This is a genomic window from Telluria sp. GW821-FHT07G12, assembly GCF_059418525.1.
This window is the reverse complement of sequence record NZ_JBWKQA010000001.1, coordinates 464,056-489,332: the sequence shown is the minus strand read 5'-3', so window position 1 is coordinate 489,332 and position 25,277 is coordinate 464,056. Positions and strand designations below refer to the sequence as shown.

Sequence of the window (25,277 nt, the reverse complement as noted above, 5' to 3'; positions counted from 1 at the left end):
GCGCCCGCATGTGCGTCGCATCGGCCTGAACACGTTTGAACGAAAAGGAAAACACCATGAGCGCTCTCGACAATGACCTGAAAACCCAGCTGGGTGCCTACCTGCAACGCGTCCAGCAGCCGTTCGAGATGGTGGCGTCGCTCGACGACAGCGACACCTCGAAGCAGATGCTCGACCTGCTGCAGACCATCCAGGGCCTGCGCAGCGACAAGATCACCCTGCGCACCGACGGCAACGACGCCCGCAAGCCCTCGTTCACCCTGCAGCGCAGCGGCACCGATACTTCCCTGCGCTTCGCCGGGCTGCCGCTGGGCCACGAGTTCACCTCGCTGGTGCTGGCCCTGCTGTGGACCGGCGGCCACCCGCCGAAGGTCGAGCAGGACGTCATCGACACCATCAAGACCCTGGACGGCGACTACACCTTCGAAGTCTACATGTCGCTGAGCTGCCATAACTGCCCGGACGTGGTGCAGGCCCTGAGCCTGATGGCGATCCTGAACCCGCGTGTGAAGACCACCGTCATCGAAGGCGGCGCCTTCCAGAAAGAAGTCGAGGAGCGCCAGGTGATGGCGGTGCCGATGGTGTTCCTGAACGGCGAGATGTTCGGTTCCGGCCGCATGATGATCGAAGAGATCGTCGCCAAGCTGGACAAGGGCGCCGGCGAGCGCGACGCCGCCAAGCTGAACGCGAAAGAGCCGTACGACGTGCTGATCGTCGGCGGTGGCCCGGCCGGCTCGGCGGCCGCCGTCTACGCGGCCCGCAAGGGCATCCGCACCGGCATCGCCACCGGCCGCATGGGCGGCCAGGTGAACGACACCATGTCGATCGAGAACTACATCTCGGTGCTGGAAACCGACGGCCCCAAATTCTCGGCCGCGCTGGAAGCCCAGGTGCGCCACTACGGCGTCGACATCATGAACCAGCAGGAAGCGGCGCAGCTGATCGCACCGTCCGCCCCGGGTGAGCTGGTCGAGGTGAAATTCGCCAACGGCGGCTCGCTGAAGTCGAGCACCGTGATCCTGTCGACCGGCGCGCGCTGGAGGAACGTCAACGTGCCGGGCGAGGAGCAGTACAAGAACTTCGGCGTGAACTACTGCCCGCACTGCGACGGCCCGCTGTACAAGGGCAAGCGCGTGGCCGTGATCGGCGGCGGCAACTCGGGCGTGGAAGCGGCGATCGACCTGGCCGGCATCGTCCAGCACGTGACCCTGATCGAGTTCGCCAACCAGTTGAAGGCGGATGCGGTGCTGGTCAACAAGCTGAACAGCCTGCCGAACGTGACGGTCCACGTGAATGCCCAGACCACCGAGATCACCGGCGACGGCAAGAAGGTCAACGGCATCTCGTTCAAGGACCGCGTGTCCGGCGAAGACAAGCACGTCGAGCTGGAAGGCGTGTTCGTGCAGATCGGCCTGGTGCCGAACACCGAATGGCTGAAGGGCAGCGTGGAACTGTCGCGCTTCGGCGAGATCGTGGTCGACGCCCACGGCCGCACCAACATCCCGGGTGTGTTCGCCGGCGGCGACGCCACCACCACGCCGTTCAAGCAGATCGTGATCGCGGCGGGCGACGGCGCCAAGTGCGCACTGTCGGCCTTCGATTACCTGATCCGCATGCCGGTGGCGGTCGAAGCGGCGTAAGCCCGGTCCGGGCCTGCCGGTAAAGCGTCCCTCGGATGAGGGGCGCTTTTTTTTCGCCATGTTATTCGAATTGCATTGCTATAATGTAATTTTGAACATCCGGCGGGAGCGTATCACGCGCGAGACCGCCGCCGACCGAGTCCAGCACCTGATGGGCTACCAGATCGACAACAATGGCGTCGGTCCGGCGCGCGTCGAGTGGGTGGAGATGCGCTTCAAGGGCCAGCCGGTGCAGGACATCACAGGATTGGTCGACGCCTGCTGCCAGGCGCAGCCACACAACTACGACGGCTTGAGCCGCCGCGCCGACATCGACGGCGCCCTGGTCCGCGCCGGTGCGTCGGTGCAGCTCTTCACATGGAGCGACAAGGGCGCGCCGAACAAGGATCTTGAAGCGCTGTACCGTCAGATGGATGACATCGAATGGTCGGTCTGCTATTGCTCGGTGTTCGACGAATGCTATGTGCGCTCGTCCGCGTCACGCAAGCCCGAGCCGGTCAAGCAATGCAAGGCGCCGGCGGTGAAGTTCCGCCCCGCACAAAGGGGAGACAAGTAGGGAGCTGGAGGAGGGAAAACGGAAAGCGCGCCGACCGTGATTTCTCAGGGTAGCGTCGCCTGACATGCGCAGGGCATGCCGATGGAGATGAGCGGGAACTGCAAGTCCTGCAGCATCGCTCAGTGGAAGAACATCGGCGCCATGCCGTTCAGTGCGTCGGTTTCGACCAGCAGCCAGGTGGCGATGCTGATGAGTCCGACATGGAGGGCGGTCCAGGTGGCGGGGAAGATGCGGATCATGATCGAGCTCCAATTGTGTGCCGGTTGCGGGAGAATATGGTTCCATGATAGGTCGACTGCAAAATGGCAACTATCGGCGGGGATTCCGCCGCATTGTAGGAAAACACCTTGTCGACCTGTCTGAGCGCTGGCAGAAAGCTCTAGTGGGGCTCCTACGGTAACTGTAGGTTGCGTCCTATAGCGGTTCAGTTCGGCCTTATTTAGAGTGGGGTCACCATGACCCGACACGAACCCAAACTCCTGCACAAAGGCCTGCTTGCGGTACGCCGCAACACCATCCGCCGCCTGCTCGATACCGTCTTCGGTATTCAGCAGCTGCGCGACGGCCAGCAACGCGTCATCGACAGCGTCCTCGACGGTAAGGACACGCTGGCGATCATGCCCACCGGCAGCGGTAAATCGCTGTGCTACCAGATCCCCGCCCGCATCCTGGACGGGATGACCGTCGTCGTTTCCCCGCTCATCTCCCTGATGAAGGACCAGCTCGAAAAGCTGCACGAGATGGGGATCCGCGCCGTGCAGGTCAACAGCAGCCTCTCCGCCGAAGAGGAGCGCGAGTCGCTCGCCGCCATCGCCGAGAACCGCTGCGAGATCGTGTTCTGCACCCCCGAACGCCTGGTGATGGCGGAGTTCGTCGAGGTCCTGAAGGAAGTGAAGATCGCCCTGGTGGTGGTCGACGAAGCCCACTGCATCTCGCAATGGGGCCACGACTTCCGCCCGGCCTACCTGGAGATGGCCGGCGCCATCGAGGCCCTGGACCGGCCGCCGGTGCTGGCGCTCACCGCCACAGCCACCGAGGAGGTGGTCGACGACATCGGCCGCCAGCTCAACCGGCCGCGCATGAACGTGGTGAACACCGGCGTCTACCGCCCGAACCTGCACTACCGCGTGCAGCAGGTGACCAACCCCGACGACAAGCTGCAGGAGGCGCAGCGCCTGGTGCGCGAGACCGAAGGCAAGGGCATCGTCTATGCCGCCACCGTCAAGGTGGCCGAAGAGGTCTATCACCTGCTGGCGGAAGCCGGCGAATCCGTCACCATCTACCATGGCAAGCTGCCGGCCGCCGAGCGCAAGGCCAACCAGGACCTGTTCATGAACGACGAGCGGCGCGTGATGGTCGCGACCAACGCCTTCGGCATGGGCATCGACAAGCCGGACACGCGCTTCGTGATTCACATGCAGATTCCCGCCAACCTGGAAGCCTATTACCAGGAATCCGGACGCGCCGGCCGCGACGGCAAGGATGCCGAGTGCACGCTGCTGTTCCTGCAAGACGATAAAAGGGTGCAGCAGTTCTTCCTGGTGAAGCACTACCCGACCGCCGAGGAGATCCGCGCAGTCTACGAGGCGGTGCGCGAGCTGACGGAGAACGAGACCGCCACGCCCGAGCGTGTCGAGGATGTGGCCGGCGATCTGGCCGGTCCGCACCTGAAGGTCTGCCTCAAGCTGCTGAAGGACGCCAAGCTGCTGCGCCAGTCGCGCAAGCTGGCGTACAACGTGACCGCCCAGCTGCCGAAGGACAGCCTGTTCGAGGCGATGGCCGAGGTGTACCGCCGCAAGCAGGAGCACGACAAGGAAGCGCTGGAGCAGATGGTGAGCTATGCCGTCAGCGGTTTCTGCCGCTGGAAGCTGCTGCTCGATTACTTCGGCGACGAAGTCGAGGGCTTCGAGAAGTGCTGCCGCTGCGACAACTGCCTGAATCCGCCGGCGGCCGTGCTGGAGGATATCGAGATCCGCGACGACGAGTTCGACCGCGAACCTGCGCCGGCACCCGATCCCTCGTCCACCTTCGAACCCGGCGCGCGCGTGAAGGTGCCGAAGTATGGCGAGGGCGTGGTGTTCTCGGTGGCCGGCGACCAGGTTTGTATCGAGTTCCCGGACGGCGAGCAGCGCTCGTTCGTGAAGGATTTTGTCGAACATATCGCATAAGGAGAATGCATGGGTGACATGGTCGTCGTAAGGAAGGAGGGCCTGTACTGCGTACCTGGCGATTTCTACATCGACCCCTGGCGGCCGGTGGACCGGGCCGTCATCACCCATGCCCACGGCGACCATGCACGCTGGGGCCACAAGCACTACCTGGCCTCGGATGCGAGCGTCAACATCCTGAAGTCGCGGCTGGGCGCCGACATCAACATCGACGGCCTGGCCTACGGCGAGCGCATCGTCCACAACGGCGTGGCGATCTCGCTGCACCCGGCCGGCCACGTGCTGGGATCAAGCCAGGTGCGCATGGAATTCGAGGGCGAGATCTGGGTCGCTTCTGGCGACTACAAAGTCGAACCGGATGCCACCTGCGCGCCCTTCGAGGCGGTGCGCTGCCATACCTTCATCACCGAATCCACCTTCGGCCTGCCGATCTACCGCTGGGACCCGCAGCAGGAAGTCTTCGACGGCATCAACGCCTGGTGGCGCCGCAATGCCGACGAGGGCCGCACCAGCGTGCTCTACGCCTACGCCTTCGGCAAGGCGCAGCGCGTGCTGTCCGGCCTGGACACGTCCATTGGCCCCATCGTCTGCCATGGCGCGGTCGAGCCGCTGAACCGCGTCTACCGCGAAGGCGGCGTCGAGCTGCCGCCTACCCAGCTGGTGAGCGAGACCGGCAAGGATGAGATGAAGCGCGCGCTGGTGTTGGCGCCGCCCTCAGCCGCCGGCTCGACCTGGACCCGCCGCTTCGGCGACTACAGCGACGCGTTTGCGAGCGGCTGGATGCTGCTGCGCGGCGCGCGCCGCCGGCGTGGCGTCGACCGCGGCTTCGTGCTGTCCGACCACGCCGACTGGCCCGGGCTGCTGGGCGCGATCGAGGCCACCGGCGCGCACCAGGTGGTCGTGACCCACGGCTCGATTCCGGTGATGGTGCGCTGGCTGCGCCAGATCGGACTGGATGCGAAAGCCTTCGATACCGAGTACGGCGACGAAGACGACGATGCGACCGGATCCGCCGCGCCGGAAGAGGGCGAGGCGCACAAGGGAGGCGCAAGCAAGGAGGAAGCGAAGGATGCGTGAATTCGCCCAGCTCTACGCCGAACTCGACGAGACCACCGCCACCAACCGCAAGCTGGAAGCGCTGCAGAACTACTTCGAGCACACGGCGCCCGAGAACGCCGCCTGGGCCGTCTACTTCCTGGCCGGCGGCAAGCCGCGCCAGGCGGTGCCGAGCAAGGTGCTGCGCGAAGCGGCCATCGAATACGCCGGCCTGGACGAGTGGCTGTTCGAGGAATCGCACGCCGCCGTCGGCGACATGGCCGAGACCATCGCCCACATCCTGCCGGCGCCCAAGCGCCACAGCGACATCGGCCTGGCCGTGTGGATGGAAGAGCGCATCGGCCCCTTGCGCGGCGCCGACCCCGGCTTCATCCGCGAGAAGCTGTTCGAGTACTGGGACGAGCTGACCTGGCGCGAGCGCTTCCTGTTCGTCAAGCTGATCGGCGGCGGCTTCCGGGTCGGGGTGTCGAAGCTGCTGGTGACGCGTGCGCTGGCGGCCATCGCCGCGGTCGATGCCAAGCTGATCGCCCAGCGCCTGATGGGCTGGACCGATGGCCGTGTGCGGCCGACGGCAGCCGGCTTCCTGCAGCTGATCGCGGCCCAGTCCGAGGACGAGCACAAGCTGCGCGGCGGCCAGCCTTACCCCTTCTTCCTGGCGCACCAGCTGAACGGCGACCCGGCCGAGCTGGGCGCGTTGTCCGACTGGCAGGTCGAGTGGAAGTACGACGGCATCCGCGCCCAGCTGGTGCGGCGCGGCGCCCAGAACTATCTGTGGTCGCGCGGCGAGGATCTCATTACCGAGCGCTTTCCCGAGCTGGCCGCCCTGAGCCTGCCGGAAGGGACGGTGGTGGATGGTGAGGTGCTGATCTGGACCGGCGGGGATGCTCCCGCGCCCTTTGCCGACCTGCAGAAGCGCATCGGCCGCAAGACCTTGTCGAACAAATTGCTGGCCGAGCTGCCGGCGGTCCTGCTGGCCTACGACCTGCTGGAGCTGGACGGCGTCGACCTGCGCGCTTTGCCCCAGCACGAGCGTCGCGCTTTATTGGAGACCCTGGTCACCGGTGTCGCGAAACCGCAGCTGCGCATCTCGCCGCTGGTGACGGCCGATACCTGGGACGACCTCGGCAAGCTGCGCGAAGAGTCGCGGGCGCGCGGCGTCGAGGGGATGATGCTGAAGGCGCGCAATGCCCAGTACGGCGTGGGCCGCACCAAGGACGTCGGCACCTGGTGGAAGTGGAAGATCGACCCGTATGCGGTGGATGCCGTGCTGATCTACGCTCAGCCGGGCAGCGGGCGCCGCGCCTCGCTCTACACCGACTACACCTTCGCCGTGTGGGACGGCGAGGGCGAGCAGCGCCGCCTGGTGCCCTTCGCGAAAGCCTATTCGGGCCTGACCGATGCCGAGATCCGCCAGGTGGACGCCACCATCCGCAAGACCACGGTCGAGAAATTCGGGCCGGTGCGTTCCGTGAAACCGACCATGGTGTTCGAACTGGGCTTCGAGGGCATCGCGCTGTCGCCGCGTCACAAAGCAGGCATCGCGGTGCGCTTCCCGCGCATCCTGCGCCGGCGCGACGACAAGCCGGTGGAGGAGGCGGATACACTGGATACCCTCAAGGGATTATTGGAAGCGGCGCAACCATGAGCAAGTCGCAGGCAGAGCAGGCGGTCGACGCCTGGTTCGCGGGCCGCGGCTGGAAGGTGTTTCCCTTCCAGCGCGCCGTGTGGAAGGCCGCGCTGGCCGGCCAGTCCGGTCTGCTGCACGCGAACACGGGGGCAGGCAAGACCTATGCCGTCTGGTTCGCGGCGATGCTGCGCGGCGCCAACCGCTCGCGCCGCGACCGCACCGGCCTGCGCGTGCTGTGGATCACGCCGATGCGCGCGCTGGCCGCCGATACCCAGCGTTCGCTCGAAGTCTCGGCCGCCGAGCTGGGCGCCGCCAGTCCCGATGTCATCGGAGAGTGGACCCTGGGCGCCCGCACCGGCGACACCGGCTCCGCCGAGCGTGCGCGCCAGTCGAAGAACCTGCCTGGTGCGCTGATCACGACGCCGGAATCGCTGTCCCTGCTGCTCTCGCATGCGGGCGCGCGCGACCAGTTCAAGCACCTCGACATGATCATCATCGACGAGTGGCACGAGCTGATGGGCAGCAAGCGCGGCGTGCAGGTGCAGCTGGCGCTGGCGAGATTGCGGCGCTGGAATCCGGAACTGGTCGTGTGGGGCCTGTCGGCCACCATGGGGAATCTGCAGGATGCGCGCAACGTGCTGCTGGGGACCGGCGCCGATGAAAGCAGGAGCGTGCTGGTCGAGGGCGACCTGAAGAAGCAGATCGTGGTCGACTGCCTGATTCCGCAGAACGTCTCGCGCTTTCCCTGGGGCGGCCACCTGGGCCTGCAGATGCTGCAGCCGGTCATCGAGGAGATCGAGAAGAACGGCGCGACCCTGGTGTTCACCAATACCCGCTCCTCGTCGGAAGTCTGGTATCAGAACCTGATCGAGGCGCGCCCGGACTGGGCCGGCACCGTGGCCCTGCACCACGGCTCGCTCGACCGCGAGGTGCGCGACTGGGTCGAGAAGGGCCTGAAGAACGGCGAGCTCAAGGCCGTGGTCTGCACCGCCAGCCTGGACCTCGGCGTGGACTTCCTGCCGGTCGAGCGCGTGCTGCAGGTCGGCAGCGCGAAGAACATCGCGCGCCTGCTGCAGCGGGCGGGGCGCAGCGGCCATGCACCGGGACGGATCTCGCGCGTAACCCTGGTGCCGACCAACAGCCTGGAGCTGCTGGAAGCGGCCGGCGCCAAGCGCGCGGTGGCCACCCGCCGCATCGAGGCGCGGCAAGTGCCGAACAAACCCTTCGACGTGCTGGTGCAGCACCTGGTGACGATCGCACTGGGCGGCGGCTTTCGCTCGGACGAGCTGTATGAAGAGGTGACCACCGCCTGGTCCTACCGCCACCTGACGAAGGAGGAATGGCAGTGGGCGCTGGACTTCGTCGCGCGCGGCGGCCAGAGCCTGTCCGTCTATCCCGAGTACCGGCGCGTGCTGCCGGACGAGGAGGGCGTCTACCGCGTGCCCGACGCCACCATCGGCCGCCGGCACCGCATGAGCATCGGCACCATCGTCTCTGATGCGCAGATGCAGGTGCAGTACGTGAGCGGCGGCCGGATCGGCAGCGTCGAGGAATCCTTCGTCGGGCGCCTGAAGCCGGGCGATCACTTTCTGTTCAGCGGGCGCATCCTGGAACTCGTGCGGGTGCACGAGATGACTGCCTATGTGAAACGCAGCGCCAGTACCAAGGGCGCGATCAGCCGCTGGGGCGGCACCAAGGTGCCGCTCAGCGCCGAGATGGCGCGCGCCGGACTGGAGGAACTGGAGCGCGCCTCGCGCGGCATCTTCGAAGGGCCGGAAATGCAGGCCGTGCGGCCGCTGCTGGAGGTGCAGGCGCGCTGGTCGGCGCTGCCGACAAGCGAGGTGCTGGTCATCGAAAGCATGAAGAGCCGCGAGGGTTACCACCTGTTCGTCTATCCCTTCGGCGGGCGCTCGGTGCACACGGGCCTGGCCTCGCTGGTGGCTTTCCGGGTCGGCAAACTGATGCCCTCGACCTTTTCGATAGCCGTGAACGATTACGGCTTCGAGCTGCTGTCGCCGGAGCCGGTGGATTGGGCCCGCATGTTCGATGCGCAGCTAGGTGCCGACGTCGGCCTGTTCGATACCGGGCGCCTGCTGGAGGACGTGCTGGACAGCCTGAACGCGACCCAGCTGGCACAGCGGCGCTTCCGCGAAGTGGCGCGCATCGCCGGGCTGGTGAACCAGGGCTTCCCGGGCCAGCGCAAATCGATGCGCCAGGTGCAGGCATCGTCGGCGCTGTTTTACGAAGTCTTCCGCAAGCATGACAGCGGCAACCTGCTGCTGACCCAGGCCGAGCGCGAGGTGCTGGAGCAGGAGCTCGAGTTGACGCGCCTGCGCGATACGCTGACCGAGCTGCACGCGCGCCGCATCTCCTTCCATGAGGTCAAGCGCGCCACGCCCTTCGGGTTCCCGCTGATGGTTGAAAGGTTCCGAGAAAAGGTCTCGACCGAGAAGCTGTCCGACCGCGTGGCGCGCATGGTGCGCGAACTGGAAAAGGCGGCCGCGGCGTGAGCGCAGTGATGATCCCCGGCGCAGTAGCGGCCGAACTGGGCGGCGAACAGCTGATCCTGCTGCCGCAGAAGGCCGCGTTCTGGCCGCGCGAGCGCATGCTGATCATCGCCGATATCCACTTCGGCAAGGCGGCGGCCTTCCGCTCCTTCGGCATCCCGGTGCCGAAAGGGACGACCACCGAGAACCTGCTGGCGCTGGACGAATTGATCGGGCTGACCGGCGCCAATCATATCCTCTTCCTCGGCGACTTTTTGCACGCGCGCGCGGCGCATGCGGCCTCGACCCAGGCGGCGATGCTGGCCTGGCGCCAGCGACGCTGCGAGCTGATCCTGACGCTGGTGCGCGGCAACCACGACAAGCATGCGGGCGACCCGGCCGCGCAGCTCGGCATCGATCTGGTCGACGAGCCCTATACCGTCGGCCCGTATTCCTTTTGCCACCATCCGGACATCGCCGCGCCGGGCTATGTGCTGGCCGGACACGTGCACCCGGTCTATGTGCTCGCAACACGTTCCGACGCCTTGCGGCTGCCATGCTTTATTGCTGGGCCGCAGCGCATGATCCTGCCGTCCTTCGGCGCATTTACCGGTGGCCATGCGCTGCGGCCCGAGCCCGGCGAGCGCATCTGGGTGAGCTCGGGCGAGGCGGTGCACAGCGTACGTTAGCGCACCGAGATACGGCCGTGTGCGGCGTAAGCTGGCCATATTGATAATTCGCGTACGCAGGAGGACATCATGGCAACAACCCGACAGACACTCGCCGCGGCAGTGGTTGCCGCGCTGCCGCTCTTCACGGCCACCGTGCCGGCACCGGTGCAGGCACAGGAACATCCGCGTGCCCGCCAGCTGGAGCCGCGCATCGAAGGTTTCAACGTCAACGAATTGCGCCGCATCGAGCCGGGCGCCGAGCTGAACTTCGAAGTCTTCGGCACGCCGGGCGGCAACGCCTCGGTGCGCATCGACGGCGCCACCCGCAACCTGCACCTGAACGAAACCCGCCCGGGCACCTACGTGGGCACCTACACCATCGGGACCCACGACCGCATCCGTCCGGACAGCTCGGTCACCGCCAACCTGCGCGTGAACGGCATGGTCAAGACCCAGGCCCTGGCCGCCACCATCGTGCGCGTGCCGGAACGCATCGACGACCGCATGGTGGCCGGCACCCCGCGCGTCCAGACCTTCGACGTGCGCGGCAGCGACGACCTCGGTCCGGGACACGAGCTGCGCTTCACCGTGGCCGGCACGCCGGGCGCGCGTGTGGAAGTCCAGATCGCCGGCACGTCCGGCATCTTCACGCTGCCGGAAGTGCGGCCGGGCCAGTATGACGGCGTGTACACGATCCGCCGCGGCGACAATATCGCACCGGACGCATCGGTGACCGCGACCATCAAGGCCAACGGCCGCTATTCGACCGCGACCCTGGGCCAGCCGCTGCTGGCGGGCGGACGCATGCCTGGCGACCGCATCGACGACCGCCGCGACGCACGCCGTGACGATCGCCGCGCCGACGACAGCCAGCGCGTGGCCCGCTCCTGCACGAGTTGCGCCACGGTGCAGTCGGTGAACGTGATCGAAGCCGACGCCGGCGCAGCCGGTACGCTGGGCGGCGCCGCGGTTGGCGGCCTGCTGGGCAACCAGGTGGGCAGCGGCAGCGGCCGCACGGCCGCGACCGTGGCCGGCGCCGTCGGCGGTGCGCTGGCAGGACGCGCGATCGAGCGCAACGCCCGCGCGCCGCGCTACGAAGTGGTGGTGCGCTATGAAAACGGCGCGACCCAGGCTATCCGTTACGACAACGACCCGGGCTTCCGCGTAGGCGAGCAAGTCCGCGTCGCCGATGGCGTGCTGACGCGGGACTGACCGATTCCAACGTCAGAAAGGACAAGCCGGCTCCGCAAGGGGCCGGCTTTTTTACGGCCGCTCCACGGCCCGCTCAGACCGTGGCCAGCACCGCGCCGTCGCCCGAGGATTCGGCGTCGGCCTTGTGCTTGGCGTTCTGCTTGGCGCGCGAGCGCGAGGGCGGCAGGCGGCGCAGGGTCTTGAGCGCTTCCGGATCCTTGATGCCGATGGTGCGCTGGTCGACGGTGATCAGGCCGATCTCGTTGAAGGCCGACAGCGTGCGGCTGACGGTTTCGAGGGTCAGGCCGAGGTAGCTGCCGATCTCGTGACGGGTCATGCGCAGGTTGAACAGCTTGCTCGAGTAGCCCATCGCGGCAAAGCGCTCGGCCAGCGAGATCAGGAAGCGGGCCACGCGGGCTTCCGCCGACAGGGCGCCGAGCATGCCGATCATGGCCTGTTCGCGCACCAGTTCGCGGCTCATCACACCGTACATCAGGTTCTCCAGCTCGGCATGCACCCTCCCCAGGGCAGTGAGCTTTTTGAACGGTACGAGGATCAGGTCGCAGTCGGACAGCGCGACGGCTTCCGAAGCGTAGTGGCGCGTGTGGATGCCGTCGACGCCGAGCATGTCGCCCTTCATCGGGAAGCTCAGCACCTGTTCGTTGCCGAATTCGTCGATCAGCACCGTTTTCAGGAAGCCGGAATTGACGATGTACAGGGTGTCGAAGGCCTGCCCGATCGTGTGCACGCGCTGGCCCGTCTTGAACTGCACGTGCTGGAACAGGAGTTCCTCGGTATTCATCGATACGGCGGCCGGGATATGGAGCAGGTCGCAGACCTCTTTCAGGTTGGACCACAGGCGACCCTGGCGCTGACGCCCGGCCTCCATCTGTGACGAGTGCAGGGTCGAAGGGGAGGCGTTACGCTGTTCTGACATTGGCTGGGACTGCATACTCATCTCCAGGTTTAGGAAAACAAGGTTTTAGAGCGCCTAACAAAACCTCCATGGCGGCGTTGCATCGTCTCGCCGTACTGACGTACTGTCTTCGACGATGCGCCTTGCCCTGAAGGTTTTCTTAGACGCTCTCAGGCGGCTCAATGCGGAGAATGGACCGCAAGCAAGTCGAAACGCTGAAGTCAGTATGCCAACACGAGTTCGGCATTCATATCAGCAACGGCTGAATGTGTAGGTAGGAAGGGGAGTCAGACTGTAGGATTATTCTTACTGACTGCTGCCGCTTCCGAGGGAGAGCGGGGCATATCCGTGTAGGATAGCTGCGGTGATGGGGCCGTCTCCTGGGTAGCACGCACAGGGCGTGGAAACCACAGTCAGGCCACGATGTCTAAGACGAATTAGGCTGCGCTCATGCTTTCATCGGCGCCAGCAGGCGGTGGGCCACGGCGTATTGCACCATTTCGGACAGCGAGGTCATGCCCATTTTCTGCATGATGCGCGTCTTGTGAGTGCTCACTGTCTTGACGGACAGGTGCAGGTTGTTGGCGATCTCGGTGATCGACTTCCCGCCCACTAATAAGGAGAAGACTTCGAACTCGCGGTCCGAGAGCTGCTTGTGCAGCAGCTGTTCGTTCGGCGCCATGATGTTCAGCGCCAGCTGCTCGGCCACTTCGGTACTGATATAAGGACGGCCCGAGGCCACCTTGCGGATCGCTCCGACCAGCTGGGTGCCGGCGCTCTCCTTGGTCAGGTAGCCCTGGGCGCCGGCGCGGATCGCGCGCACCGCGTACTGTTCTTCCTCGTGCATGGTGAGGATCAGGATCGCCAGCTTGGGCGCTTCGCTGCGGACCTGGCGGATCAGGTCGACGCCGCTGCGGCCGGGCATCGACAGGTCGAGCAGCAGCAGGTCGAAGCCGCCCTGGCGCACCAGCGACAGCACTTCGAAACCGTTGATGGCCTCGCCGACGATCTCGATGTCGAGCGCGCCGTCGAGGATGCGCTTGAGGCCTTCGCGCATGATGGTGTGGTCGTCAGCGATGACTATGCGAATCATAGGAGTTCCCCAGAATGCAATGCGGAGCAGAGACTACACGCTAGCACATTGCTAACAGATAATTGTATTTATTTGCCATGCAATTCCGCCGGCAGAAAGCACCGGCGGGACTGGAACAGATGGGCTCAAGTGCCGGGTTCACGGATCAGGCGGTGCACCAGCACGGGCTTGCTGGTCTGCGACAGCACTTTGTTCGTGACGCTACCGAGCAGCAACTGGCCCCATCCGCTGCGGCCGTGCGAACCCATGAAGATCAGGTCGCAGTGTTGTTGTTCTGCCACGTCGGCGATCTTCAGCGCCGCCGAGTCCGAGAATGCCGTCATGCAGGAATGCTTCAGCCCGGCCTGGTCCGCCGAACGCATGATCTTGCCCATGTACTCCTCACCCATGCGGCGCATCTGCGCCAGGTATTCCTCTTCGCTGGGGTAGGAAGGCGGGATGATTTCGACATACACCGGGTACTGGTACTCGGGGGCGACGAAGAGTGCGAGCACTTCGGCCCCCATCTGTTGCGCGAACTGGACGCCGGCGCAGGCGGTGTGCTGGGACACCGCGGAACCGTCGGTGGTGATCAGAATTTTCTGGTACATGGTGAGCCCTCCCTCACGTCACGTTACCTGCTTATTGTAGTCCTCCTGTTCATCCTCGGCAGATGGTAAATGCTTGATCTTGCTCAGTGATGTGTTTGCTTTCTGGCCCGAAAACATTGACTGACATAAATGCCGCGATAAAAAAATACAACACTTGCTTTGTGAAAATATTCAGAAACAGTTGGAAATGATGGTCGATTGACTAAGTTTACTGCGCCAATGAACAACGGTCCGTTTTCCGAGATTTACCTACGGCAACCACGCTGCTACACTCCCTGCAATACCCTTACCGTCAACGTATTGACGGCCGCAAGCACAGCACAGTACAGATCATCGCGACATTTACACATTATGGAGAAGCAGGGACTATGACCGACGCCGCTGACGATTTCGACGCATTATTCGAGGAAGTGGCAGCGCAGCGAGCCACCGCGCCCGCTCCGGCTCCGGCGCCCGAACCCGCCACCGGTGGCGACAGTGACGACACTGACGACCTCGAGGCCCTGTTCGACCAGGTGGCGTCAAGCGCCGCGCCCGCCGCCGCACCGGCTGCAGCCGCACCTGCGCCGGCCCCGGCCGCCGCAGCCACCGAAGCCACAGAAGATCCGGATGGACAGGTGATGTACGCCCGCCTGGGCAGCATCGTGCGCATCATGCACGACTCGCTGCGCGAACTGGGCTACGACAAGGCGCTCACCGAGGCGTCCTCGCAGATCGTGGACGCCCAGGACCGCCTGGAATACGTCGCCAGCCTGACCGAGCAGGCCGCCAACAAGGTGCTGAACACCCTGGACGACGGCATGCCGGCCCAGGACAAGCTGTCGAAACAGGCCAAGGACATGGAAGGCCGCTGGGCCGACCTGTTCGCCGGCAAGCTGTCGATCGAGCAGTTCAAGGCGCTGGCCGGCGACTCGCGCAGCTTCGCCCAGGCCGTGTCGGAAGCGACCGAAGCCGAGAAGGCGCGCCTGCTCGAAATCATGATGGCGCAGGACTTCCAGGACATCACCGGCCAGCTGATCAAGAAGGTCGTCAAGATCACCCAGACCGTCGAGAACGAGCTGGCCCAGCTGCTGCGCGACAGCGCCCCGGCCGACGTCAAGGAAAAGCTGGCGCAGAAGCAGGCCGTGCAGGAGCAGGAAAAGCCGGCCGAGCTGATGTCGGGCCCCTCGGTGCCGGCTGCGGCGCTGGACCAGGATAGTGTCGATGACCTTCTTGCCGATCTGGGATTCTAATGGATGAAATGCTCAAGGATTTCGTCATCGAGGCGTTGGATCTGGCGACCAACGTCGAGGAGCATTTGCTCCGCCTCGAACGCGATCCGGATAACAAGGAAACGCTGAACGCGGTGTTCCGCTCGTTCCACACCATCAAGGGTGGCGCGGGCTTCATGGGACTGCCCGCGCTGGTGACCGCCTGCCACCTGACGGAAAACCTGTTCGACGCGCTGCGCACCGGCGCGGCCCCGGTCACGCCCTCGGCGATCGAGGCGTCGCTGCAGGCATCCGGCTTCGTCGCCGACCAGCTCAACGACCTGAACAACGGCACCGCGCCGGAACAGCTGGCGCCGATGCCGGCCGACCTCGAGCGCTTGCTGAAGGATGCGATCGACGGCAAGGATGCCGCGCCGAAGGCTGCGCCTGCTGCTGCGCCGGCCCCCGCGCCCGCCGCAGCTGTCGCTGCACCGGTCGCCGCCGCCCCGGTTGCGGCACCGGCCGCCGCCGGCGCCGATGGCCTGGACTGGGAAGCGATGTACATGGCGGTAGTCCCGCCGGGCACCTACACGCCGGCCGCGGCCGCACAGGAAGCTGCCCCGGCCGCCGCGGTGGATGCGCCGGTGGCTGCTGCCGCTGCTGCGCCTGAAGCCGCGCCGGCCAAGCCGGGCTGGGACGGTGTCGAGCGCCGTGGCAACGAGAAGCCGGCGCCGGCCGCCGCCGCCAAGGCCGACGAGAGCATCCGTATCGACGCGGTCAAGCTGGACGCGCTGCTGGAAGTGGCGGGCGAATCGGTGCAGGCCGCGAACCAGGCCGCCGTGCTGCTGGAGCGCCTGTCGCAATTCAAGTTCGAAGGCCAGGCCGCCACCCTGATGGCGACCCTGACCGAGACCCTGGAGCGCGCGTCGCGCTACTCGGCCGAGCTGCAGCGCGCCACGCTGGCGACCCGCATGCAGCCGGTGGGCCGCCTGTTCCAGAAATTCCCGCGCCTGGTGCGCGAACTGGCCAAGGACCTGGGCAAGGAAGTCGAGCTGACCATCGAAGGCGCGGAGACCGAAGTCGACCGTGTGGTGGTGGACAGCCTGTACGATCCGCTGGTGCACATGCTGCGCAATGCGCTCGACCACGGCGTCGAAGGTCCGGAAGACCGCCTTGCCAACGGCAAGCCGGCCAAGGCCTACATCCTGCTGAAAGCCTGGCAGGAAGCCAACAGCGTCATGATCGTGCTGCAGGACGACGGCCGCGGCATGGACCCGTCCAAGCTGCGCAAGAAAGCGATGGAGAAGGGGCTCATCACCGAGCACCAGGCAACGTCCGACGACGAAGCCTACCAGCTGGTGTTCCTGCCGGGCTTCTCGACCAAGGAAGTGGCGTCGTCGGTGTCCGGCCGCGGCGTCGGCATGGACGTGGTCAAGACCGCCGTCGAGAAGAACCGCGGCGCGATCCGCATCGACTCGAACCTGGGCACGGGCACCAAGTTCTCGATCCGCCTGCCGATCGAACTGTCGATCGTGCCGACCATGCTGGTGTCCACCTCGGGCGCGCAACTGGCCCTGCCGATGGCGGTGGTCGAGCGCGTGGTCGAGCTGCCAGAGACCTTCATGCAGGTCGGCGGCGCCCCGGTGCTGAAGGACCAGGGCCGCCCGCTGCCGGTACGTTCGCTGGCGCTGTCGCTGGGCTACGAGGAATGCTCGGAGCGCGTCGGCATCGTCATCAATGCGCCGCAGCCCTACATCATCGCGGTGGAAGCGGTGGACGGCACGGCCGACCTGGTGATCAAGCCGATGACGGCGCTGCACGTCGAAGGCATCACCGGTACCGCGCGCTCCGCCGAAGGTTCGCTGGTGCTGGTCGTGGGCCTGTCCTTCCTGATGGATGGCTGCCGTTCCAGCGTGCGTCTGGCGGCATAAAAACCACAAAGCAACAAAGCCAAGAAAAGCCTGCACGGAAACGGTGCAGGCTTTTTTTATTTGCATTTTTGATTAACCATGCAAATAAAATTTGAATGCGCAGCAATCCATTGAAATAATCGTGCAAGCCGCCCGGGGTGACGCAGTGCACAAATATGGCATAATCAAAGACCACACTCGCATAAAGCGAGGGTTTGAATGGATTGGTCATGTTAAAAACGCTCTACGACAAACTCTGGGATTCGCATGTCGTGCGTGCCGATGCGGATGGCACCACCGTGCTGTATATCGACCGACACCTGGTCCATGAAGTGACCAGCCCGCAGGCCTTCGAAGGCCTGCGCGTGGCGGACCGCCCGCTATGGCGCACGTCCGCCAACCTTGCCGTAGCCGACCACAACGTGCCGACCACGGACCGCAGCCACGGCATCGCGGACCCGACCTCGCGCCTGCAGGTCGAGACCCTGGACGCGAATGCGAAGAGCTTCGGCGTCACCTACTTCAACATGAACGACAAGCGCCAGGGCATCGTCCACGTGATCGGCCCGGAGCAGGGCGCCACGCTGCCCGGCATGACCGTGGTCTGCGGCGACTCGCACACCTCGACCCACGGCGCCTTCGGCTGCCTGGCGCACGGCATCGGCACCTCGGAAGTCGAGCACGTGATGGCCACGCAGACCCTGCTGGCGAAGAAATCGAAATCGATGCTGGTGCAGGTCGACGGCGCGCTGCCGGCCGGCGTTACCGCCAAGGACATCGTGCTGGCCGTGATCGGCAAGATCGGCACCGCCGGCGGCACCGGCTACGCGATCGAATTCGCCGGCTCGACCATCCGCTCGCTGTCGATGGAAGGCCGCATGACCGTCTGTAACATGGCGATCGAAGCGGGCGCGCGCGCCGGCATGGTGGCCGTCGACGACACCACCATCGACTACGTCAAGGGCCGTCCCTTCGCACCGGTGGGACCGCAGTGGGAACAAGCCGTCAGCTACTGGCGCACCCTGCACACCGACCCGGGCGCGAAGTTCGACATGGTCGTGACCCTCAACGCTGCCGAGATCCGCCCGCAGGTCACCTGGGGCACCTCGCCCGAGATGGTGACGACGGTGGACGGCCGCGTGCCGGATCCGGACAAGGAACGCGACCCGGTCAAGCGCGACGCCATGGAAAAGGCGCTGGTCTACATGGACCTGAAGCCGAACACCCCGATCGAGGACATCCGCATCGACAAGGTCTTCATCGGCTCCTGCACCAACTCGCGCATCGAGGACCTGCGCGCCGCCGCCGCCATCGTGCGCGGCCGCCAGCGCGCCTCCAACGTGAAGCTGGCGATGGTGGTGCCGGGCTCGGGCCTGGTGAAGGAACAGGCCGAGCGCGAAGGCCTCGACCAGATTTTCAAGGCCGCCGGCTTCGAATGGCGCGAACCGGGCTGCTCGATGTGCCTGGCCATGAACGCCGACCGCCTCGATCCGGGCGAGCGCTGCGCCTCGACCTCGAACCGCAACTTCGAAGGGCGGCAGGGGCAGGGCGGGCGTACGCACCTGGTGTCGCCGGCGATGGCGGCTGCCGCGGGCATCGCGGGCCACTTCGTCGACGTGCGCGCACTATAAAATTGAATTCGTCGGTGCTACCAGCGCCGCAAATATCTTGGCCGGGGTCGATCATCCTGGCCGATTCATGACTGACAAACTAGGGAAACCATGAAAAAAGCACTCGCTCTCGCACTCATCGCATTCGTTGTCACTGGCTGCAACACCATTTCCGGCGTCGGCAAGGACGTGCAGAAGGTTGGCCAGGTGATTACCGGGGCGGGCGGCAAGTAACGATTAAATGGATTTGCAAACGCCGCGAACTTCGGGGTCAGAGCCCTTTTAAAGGCAACACCGGGCTCTGACCCCTGCGGCAAAACCGGGCTCTGACCCCTGCGAACATGGAAAAATTCACCGTACAAGAAGGACTGGTGGCGCCGCTCGACCGCGCCAACGTCGACACCGACGCCATCATCCCCAAGCAGTTCCTCAAGTCGATCCGCCGGACCGGCTTCGGTCCCAACCTGTTCGACGAGTGGCGCTATCTGGACCATGGCGAACCGGGCATGGACAACAGCAAGCGCCCGCTGAACCCGGACTTCGTGCTGAACCAGCCGCGCTATGCCGGCGCCTCGATCCTGCTGGCCCGCAAGAACTTCGGCTGCGGCTCCTCGCGCGAGCACGCGCCCTGGGCCCTGCAGCAGTACGGCTTCCGCGCCATCGTCGCGCCGAGCTTCGCCGACATCTTCTTCAACAACTGCTACAAGAGCGGACTGCTGCCGATCGTGCTGAACGAACAGCAGGTCGAGAAACTGTTCAACGAGGTGAAAGCCTTCCCCGGCTTCAAGCTGGTGGTCGATCTCGAGCAGCAGGTCATCCGCACGCCGGACGGCCAGCTGGCCTTCGAATTCGCGATCGACGACTTCCGCAAGTACTGCCTGCTGAACGGCCTGGACGACATCGGCCTGACCCTGCGCCACGCCGACGAGATCCGCGCCTTCGAGGAGCGCCACCTGCGCGCCCAGCCCTGGCTCGCCAACACCATCTGAGAAAGCCTGACATGAAGATTGCAATCCTGCCGGGCGACGGCATCGGTCCGGAGATCACGGCGCAGGCCGTCAAGGTCCTGAAGGCGCTCGGCGAACCCTTCGAGATGGAGAGCGCGGAAGTCGGCGGCGCCGGCTATGCGGCGCATGGCCATCCGCTGCCCGAGAAGACCCTGGCGCTGGCCAAGGCCGCCGACGCGGTGCTGTTCGGCGCCGTCGGCGACTACCAGTACGACAAGCTGGAGCGCGCGCTGCGCCCCGAGCAGGCCATCCTCGGCTTGCGCAAGGAACTCGGCCTGTTCGCCAACCTGCGCCCGGCCATCCTGTATCCGGAACTGGCGGGCGCCTCGACGCTCAAGCCCGAAGTCGTGTCCGGCCTGGACATCCTGATCATCCGCGAGCTGACCGGCGACATCTATTTCGGCAAGCCGCGCGGCGTGCGCGAATGCCCGGACGGTCCGTTCGCGGGCCAGCGCGAAGGCTTCGACACCATGCGCTATGCGGAAGGCGAGATCCGCCGCATCGCCCACGTCGCCTTCCAGGCCGCTAGAGTCCGCGGCTCGCGCGTGACCAGCGTCGACAAGGCCAACGTGCTGGAGACCTTCCAGTTCTGGCGAGACATCGTCACCGAGGTGCACAAGGAATACCAGGACGTCGAGCTCGAGCACATGTACGTCGACAACGCGGCGATGCAGCTGGTGCGCGCGCCGAAGAAGTTCGACGTCATCGTCACCGGCAACATGTTCGGCGACATCCTGTCGGACGCGGCGGCCATGCTGACCGGCTCGATCGGCATGCTGCCCTCGGCCTCGCTGGATGCGAACAACAAGGGCCTGTACGAGCCTTCGCACGGCTCGGCGCCGGACATCGCCGGCAAGGGCGTGGCGAATCCGCTGGCGACCATCCTGTCGGCCGCGATGATGCTGCGCTTCTCGCTCGGCAAGGTCGAGCAGGCCGACCGCATCGAGAACGCGGTCAAGGCCGTGCTGGCGCAAGGCCTGCGCACGCCGGACATCTTCGAGGAAGGCACCACGCGTGTCGGCACCGAACAGATGGGCGATGCGGTGGTCAACGCACTGGCGTGATCAGGCGTTAAACGAATTCACAAGATCAAGAGGGATGAAAATGAAATTAGTAGGTCTGGTTGGTTGGCGCGGCATGGTCGGCTCGGTGCTCATGAAGCGCATGCAGGATGAGGGCGATTTCGACCACATCGAGCCGGTGTTCTTCACCACCTCGAACCCGGGCGGCGCCGCACCAAGCATGGCGAAGAACGAGACCAAGCTGAAAAGCGCCACCGACATCGCCGAGCTGTCCAAGTGCGAGATCATCATCTCGTGCCAGGGCGGCGACTACACCACCGAAGTCTTCCCGCAGCTGCGCGCAGCCGGCTGGAACGGCTACTGGATCGACGCCGCCTCGACCCTGCGCATGAACGACGACGCCGTCATCGTGCTGGACCCGGTCAACCTGAACGTCATCAAGGATGCGCTGACCCGCGGCGTGAAGAACTTCATCGGCGGTAACTGCACCGTGTCCTGCATGCTGATGGGCCTGGGCGGCCTGTTCAAGAACGACCTGGTCGACTGGATGAGCTCCATGACCTACCAGGCCGCATCGGGCGGCGGCGCCCAGCACATGCGTGAACTGCTGACCCAGTTCGGCACCATCAACGCGTCCGTCAAGCACCTGCTGGACGACCCGGCCTCGGCCATCCTGGAAATCGACCGCACCGTGCTGGCGACCCAGCATGGCCTCTCCAGCGACGAGACCAAGCAGTTCGGCGTGCCGCTGGGCGGCAACCTGATCCCCTGGATCGACAAGGACCTGGGCAATGGCCAGTCGAAGGAAGAGTGGAAGGCCGGCGCCGAGACCAACAAGATCCTCGGCCGTGGCGCCGGCTTCGGCACCGTGGTCCCGATCGACGGCCTGTGCGTGCGCATCGGTGCGATGCGCTGCCACTCGCAGGCGCTGACCATCAAGCTGAAGAAGGACGTGCCGCTGGACGAGATCAACGACATCATCGCCAAGGACAACCAGTGGGTGAAGTTCGTCCCGAACACCCGCGAAGCCTCGATGCGCGACCTGACCCCGGCCGCCGTCACCGGCAGCCTGAACATCCCGGTCGGCCGTGTGCGCAAGATGTCCATGGGCCCGGAATACATCTCCGCCTTCACCGTCGGCGACCAGCTGTTGTGGGGCGCCGCCGAGCCGCTGCGCCGCATGCTGCGTATCGTGTTGGACAAGTAATTCTGGCAAGTGTCAGGGTAGAATGAAGGCGGCCATGTGCCGCCTTTTTTCTTTGTGGTTTCTTTGTGGTTGCCAATGCAAGAGGTGCTAACGAAATGTTATGGTTTAATCCAAAAAACATCAGTTGGCTGAATAGACCGTCTACATATCTCACGGATGGTGAATGTTTCTCCCCGTAGAGCTTGCGTGCCATAGTGCATGATGCTATGTTGCCGAGACCACCGGGCTTGCCTCCGGGCTTATCACAGCTCCCGCTAAACTCATTCAGTCGAATTATGCATTCCACTCACCGTCCCTCGATGAAGTCGTCCGCGCTGAAGAAGCTCACCGCGGCGGTTGCCAGTGCGTTGGTCCTGAGCTCGGCCGTCCACGCGGCAGGCCTCGGCAAACTCACCGTGCTGTCTGCGCTCGGCCAGCCCTTGCGCGCCGAAATCGAGTTGACGGCGGTGTCCAGCGACGAGGCCAACGGCCTGGTGGCCAAGCTGGCCTCGCCCGACGCCTTCCGCACCGCGAACATCGAATTCAATCCGGCCCTGCTGTCGCTGCGTTTCGCGGTCGAGCAGCGTAACGGCCGCCAGTTCATCCGCGTGAGCTCGACCCAGCCGCTGAACGAGCCCTTCGTCGACATGCTGCTGGAGCTGAGCTGGAATAACGGCCGCCTGGTGCGCGAATACACCTTCCTGCTCGATCCGGCCGAGCTGCGCGCGACCCAGTCGGCGCAGGTGGCCTCGAGCGAAGCCCCGCCGGCCGCGCGTCCGCGCGCGGAAGCGCCGGCTGCAGCGGCTGCGGCGGCCCCAGTTGCAAGCGAAGGTCCGCGCCGCGGCAGCCGCGCACGCGCCGAAGAGGGTGCTGCGCCGGCCCCGGGCGCCGCGTCCGCAAGTGGCTCGTCCAAATACCGCGTCAAGCCGGGCGACAGCCTGGGCCGCATCGCCGGCCAGCTGAAACCGGTCGACGTCTCGCTCGACATGATGCTGGTGGCGCTGTACCGCGCCAACCCGGACGCCTTCATCGGCAACAACATGAACCGCCTGAAGTCGGGCCGCATCCTGTCGGTGCCGGACACCGCCAGCATACAGTCGCTGAACGAGGGCGAGGCGCATGGCGTCGTGGTCGCCCACGCGGCCGACTTCAACGCCTATCGCAACAAGCTGGCCGGCCAGGTCGGCAATGCCGAGCCGACCAAGGTCCCGCAGGCAGGGCAGAGCGCCGGCGGCAAGATCACCGCCAAGGTCGAGGAACGCCCGACCGCCGCCAACGAGTCCCAGGACCAGCTGCGCCTGTCGAAGGCGCCGGCTGCGGGCGCCGCGGCCGGCAAGGGCGCGACCATGAGCACCGAGGACACCATCGCCAAGCAGCGCGAGCTGGAAGAAGCCCAGAAACGCGTGAAGGAACTGGAACGGAACGTCAACGACCTCGAGAAGCTGGCGACGGTGAAGAGCAAGGGCGGCGCCGAGGCCCAGCAGAACGCCACTGCACCCGCAGCGACCCCGGCCGCAACCACGGCGCCGGCCGCGCAGCAGGACAAGCCGGCCCAGAAGAAACTGGCGACGATCAAGCCGGCCACCAAGCCGGCCACGGCGCCGGTGGCGGAGCCGGGCATCTTCGACTTCCTCATGGAGAACCTGCCGCTGGTCGGCGGCGGCGCGGCCGTACTGCTGCTCGGCGGCCTGCTGGCTGCCCAGCGCCGCAAGAAGAAGGAAGTCAAGGCCGTCGCCGAACCCTCGATCCTGGGCGTGCCGACCGAACCGGCGCACTCGCTGTTCGCCGAGACCGGCGGCCAGAGCGTCGACACCAACAACAGCGTGTTCAACTCCAGCTTCGCGCCGTCGGCCAGCCAGCTCGACACCAATGAAGTCGACCCGGTGGCCGAAGCCGACGTCTACATCGCCTATGGCCGCGACGCCCAGGCCGAAGAGATCCTGAAGGAAGCGCTGCGCACCCATCCGGAACGTTATCCGGTGCGCCTGAAGCTGCTCGAGATCTACGCCGCCCGCAAGGACCAGCGCGCCTTCGAGACCCAGGCCGGTGAGCTGTACAGCATGACCCGCGGCCAGGGCGACGAGTGGGCGCAGGCCGCCGCGCTGGGCCTGTCCATCGATCCGCTGAACCCGCTGTATGCGGCAGGCAGCCCGCAGGCCGACGCCGTGCCGGCGCCGGGCGAGGCGCAGCGCCCGCTCACCTCGAGCGACTTCGACGATGCCTTCGGCGCCGACCAGACCGCGATCCCGGCCGCCGCTGCCGCCGCTGGTGCCACCGCCGCCGGCGCCGTCGCCGCGCACGAGGCGATGAGCTTCGACCAGCACTTCGCCGGCGCGATGAGCACCGCACAGCCGGCCATCCAGCCGGAAGCGGCAGCAAGCCCCGCCAACGACGAACACACCCTGGACTTCGACCTGGGCGGCCTGGCTTTCGAGCCGGTGCAGGCCGAGGAGCCGAAGCCGGCCCAGGCCGCACATGACGAGCACGTGCTCGATTTCGACATGGGCGGCTTCGATGCGGCACCAAGCGCCGCACCGGTCGAGCCGGTGGCGGCGCATGCCGAAGCAGCCGCAGCGCCGGCCGCCGCCGAGGAACCGCTGGACTTCTCCTTCGACATGGACTTCGGCGCCCCGGCTGCCAATCCGGTTCCGCAACCGGCCGTCCAGCCAATGGAGAGCGTGGACGACCTGAGCTTCGGCGACTTCGACCTCGGCGATACGATCCCGGGCGCGGGCGCGGCTTCGGAGATCGCGGCCGCACCGGCTGCCGAATTCGCCAACAGCGACTTCGACATGGCCAACCTCGCCAAGGAATTCGACCTGCCGGCCATCCCGGCCGCACCGGAAGAGACCAGCCCGGCTACCGAGCTGAAGGACCCCTTGTTCGACCTCGACGCCATGGACTTCGGCCTGGCCGACGACGTCAAGCCGGCAGCGGTGGCGTCAAGCACCCCGGCGGCCGACCCGGCGCCGGCGCTCTCGCTGGAAGACGAGCTGTTCGGCCTGGAGGAACTGCCGGTCGCGACCCCGGCGCCGGTCGAAACCGCGGATTATGCGCCGCACGACATGCTGGAACCGGCAAAAGTCGAACCGGCCTTCGATCTCGGCGGCTTCGATCTCGACCTGCCGGGCGACAGCAATGCGCTGCCGGAGTTCGAGACCGTGGCGGCGCCTGCCGCGGCCCCGGCCGAACTGACGGCCACGCACATGGAAATGGAAACCAAGCTGGACCTGGCGATCGCTTACCAGGAAATCGGCGACAAGGAGGGCGCGCGTGAGCTGCTCGAAGAAGTCATCAAGGGCGGCAACAGCGAACAGGTCAGCAAGGCCAACGCGATGCGCGCGCAGCTCGCGTGAGG

General features: G+C 65.7%; 19 protein-coding genes. 16 read left to right on the top strand and 3 right to left on the bottom strand.

What is annotated here, in order from left to right; all coding sequences use genetic code 11:
* Positions 1-56 precede the first annotated feature (56 nt).
* The 8 genes from ahpF (at position 57) to AC07PE_RS02320 (ending at position 11,416) form a co-directional block, all read left to right on the top strand.
* Positions 57-1,640: an alkyl hydroperoxide reductase subunit F gene (ahpF, locus tag AC07PE_RS02355; protein ID WP_498761209.1), complete on the top strand. Its 1,584-nt coding sequence runs from the start codon at positions 57-59 to the stop codon at positions 1,638-1,640.
* A gap of 91 nt (positions 1,641-1,731) precedes the next feature.
* Positions 1,732-2,196, top strand: a complete 465-nt coding sequence (locus AC07PE_RS02350) for a hypothetical protein (protein WP_498761207.1) — start codon at positions 1,732-1,734, stop codon at positions 2,194-2,196.
* Between the two features lie 455 nt (positions 2,197-2,651).
* Positions 2,652-4,364, top strand: coding sequence for a RecQ family ATP-dependent DNA helicase (locus AC07PE_RS02345; RefSeq protein WP_498761205.1), 1,713 nt, complete (start codon positions 2,652-2,654; stop codon positions 4,362-4,364).
* Between the two features lie 9 nt (positions 4,365-4,373).
* The gene (locus AC07PE_RS02340) at positions 4,374-5,441 is read left to right on the top strand and encodes a ligase-associated DNA damage response exonuclease (RefSeq protein WP_498761203.1); all 1,068 of its coding nucleotides are present in this window, start codon (positions 4,374-4,376) and stop codon (positions 5,439-5,441) included.
* The gene (locus tag AC07PE_RS02335; RefSeq protein WP_498761201.1) at positions 5,434-7,065 is read left to right on the top strand and encodes an ATP-dependent DNA ligase; all 1,632 of its coding nucleotides are present in this window, start codon (positions 5,434-5,436) and stop codon (positions 7,063-7,065) included. Before AC07PE_RS02340 ends, AC07PE_RS02335 begins: the two co-directional genes overlap by 8 nt.
* Entirely contained in the window at positions 7,062-9,557 is a 2,496-nt protein-coding gene (locus tag AC07PE_RS02330; protein ID WP_498761199.1) for a ligase-associated DNA damage response DEXH box helicase, read from the top strand. Before AC07PE_RS02335 ends, AC07PE_RS02330 begins: the two co-directional genes overlap by 4 nt.
* A gap of 8 nt (positions 9,558-9,565) precedes the next feature.
* Positions 9,566-10,222 carry a ligase-associated DNA damage response endonuclease PdeM gene (gene pdeM / locus AC07PE_RS02325; RefSeq protein ID WP_498762942.1) on the top strand — a complete coding sequence of 219 codons (657 nt, stop codon included), beginning with the start codon at positions 9,566-9,568 and terminating at the stop codon, positions 10,220-10,222.
* Between the two features lie 69 nt (positions 10,223-10,291).
* Positions 10,292-11,416, top strand: coding sequence for a glycine zipper 2TM domain-containing protein (locus AC07PE_RS02320; protein ID WP_498761197.1), 1,125 nt, complete (start codon positions 10,292-10,294; stop codon positions 11,414-11,416).
* A 73-nt stretch (positions 11,417-11,489) separates the two neighbouring features.
* Here AC07PE_RS02320 and AC07PE_RS02315 read toward each other — a convergent pair whose 3' ends face one another.
* From AC07PE_RS02315 to AC07PE_RS02305, 3 genes are all read right to left on the bottom strand, one after another.
* Positions 11,490-12,284 carry a Crp/Fnr family transcriptional regulator gene (locus tag AC07PE_RS02315; protein WP_498762940.1) on the bottom strand — a complete coding sequence of 265 codons (795 nt, stop codon included), beginning with the start codon at positions 12,282-12,284 and terminating at the stop codon, positions 11,490-11,492.
* A 475-nt stretch (positions 12,285-12,759) separates the two neighbouring features.
* Positions 12,760-13,404 carry a response regulator gene (locus AC07PE_RS02310; RefSeq protein ID WP_036232923.1) on the bottom strand — a complete coding sequence of 215 codons (645 nt, stop codon included), beginning with the start codon at positions 13,402-13,404 and terminating at the stop codon, positions 12,760-12,762.
* Positions 13,405-13,529: 125 nt separating this feature from the next.
* Positions 13,530-13,994 (bottom strand): universal stress protein, encoded by a 465-nt coding sequence (locus AC07PE_RS02305; RefSeq protein ID WP_498761195.1) that lies wholly within the window; start codon positions 13,992-13,994, stop codon positions 13,530-13,532.
* A 368-nt stretch (positions 13,995-14,362) separates the two neighbouring features.
* Here AC07PE_RS02305 and AC07PE_RS02300 point away from each other — a divergent pair, with 368 nt between their 5' ends.
* The 8 genes from AC07PE_RS02300 to AC07PE_RS02265 all read left to right on the top strand — a co-directional run bounded on the left by AC07PE_RS02300 (position 14,363) and on the right by AC07PE_RS02265 (position 25,275).
* Positions 14,363-15,226 (top strand): protein phosphatase CheZ, encoded by an 864-nt coding sequence (locus AC07PE_RS02300; protein ID WP_498761193.1) that lies wholly within the window; start codon positions 14,363-14,365, stop codon positions 15,224-15,226.
* Positions 15,226-17,115 (top strand): chemotaxis protein CheA, encoded by a 1,890-nt coding sequence (locus AC07PE_RS02295; protein WP_498761191.1) that lies wholly within the window; start codon positions 15,226-15,228, stop codon positions 17,113-17,115. The genes AC07PE_RS02300 and AC07PE_RS02295 overlap by 1 nt, the downstream gene beginning before the upstream one ends.
* A 209-nt stretch (positions 17,116-17,324) precedes the next feature.
* The gene (gene leuC / locus AC07PE_RS02290; protein WP_498761190.1) at positions 17,325-18,725 is read left to right on the top strand and encodes a 3-isopropylmalate dehydratase large subunit; all 1,401 of its coding nucleotides are present in this window, start codon (positions 17,325-17,327) and stop codon (positions 18,723-18,725) included.
* A 90-nt stretch (positions 18,726-18,815) separates the two neighbouring features.
* Positions 18,816-18,938: an entericidin A/B family lipoprotein gene (locus AC07PE_RS02285; protein ID WP_109370449.1), complete on the top strand. Its 123-nt coding sequence runs from the start codon at positions 18,816-18,818 to the stop codon at positions 18,936-18,938.
* A 107-nt stretch (positions 18,939-19,045) separates the two neighbouring features.
* Complete coding sequence (gene leuD / locus AC07PE_RS02280) at positions 19,046-19,693, top strand: 3-isopropylmalate dehydratase small subunit (RefSeq protein WP_498761188.1); 648 nt, start codon at positions 19,046-19,048, stop codon at positions 19,691-19,693.
* 11 nt (positions 19,694-19,704) lie between these two features.
* Complete coding sequence (gene leuB / locus AC07PE_RS02275) at positions 19,705-20,775, top strand: 3-isopropylmalate dehydrogenase (protein ID WP_498761186.1); 1,071 nt, start codon at positions 19,705-19,707, stop codon at positions 20,773-20,775.
* A 40-nt stretch (positions 20,776-20,815) separates the two neighbouring features.
* Positions 20,816-21,940, top strand: a complete 1,125-nt coding sequence (asd, locus tag AC07PE_RS02270; protein WP_498761184.1) for an aspartate-semialdehyde dehydrogenase — start codon at positions 20,816-20,818, stop codon at positions 21,938-21,940.
* Between the two features lie 275 nt (positions 21,941-22,215).
* Positions 22,216-25,275, top strand: coding sequence for a motility hub landmark protein FimV (locus AC07PE_RS02265; RefSeq protein ID WP_498761182.1), 3,060 nt, complete (start codon positions 22,216-22,218; stop codon positions 25,273-25,275).
* The last annotated feature ends 2 nt before the right edge of the window (positions 25,276-25,277 follow it).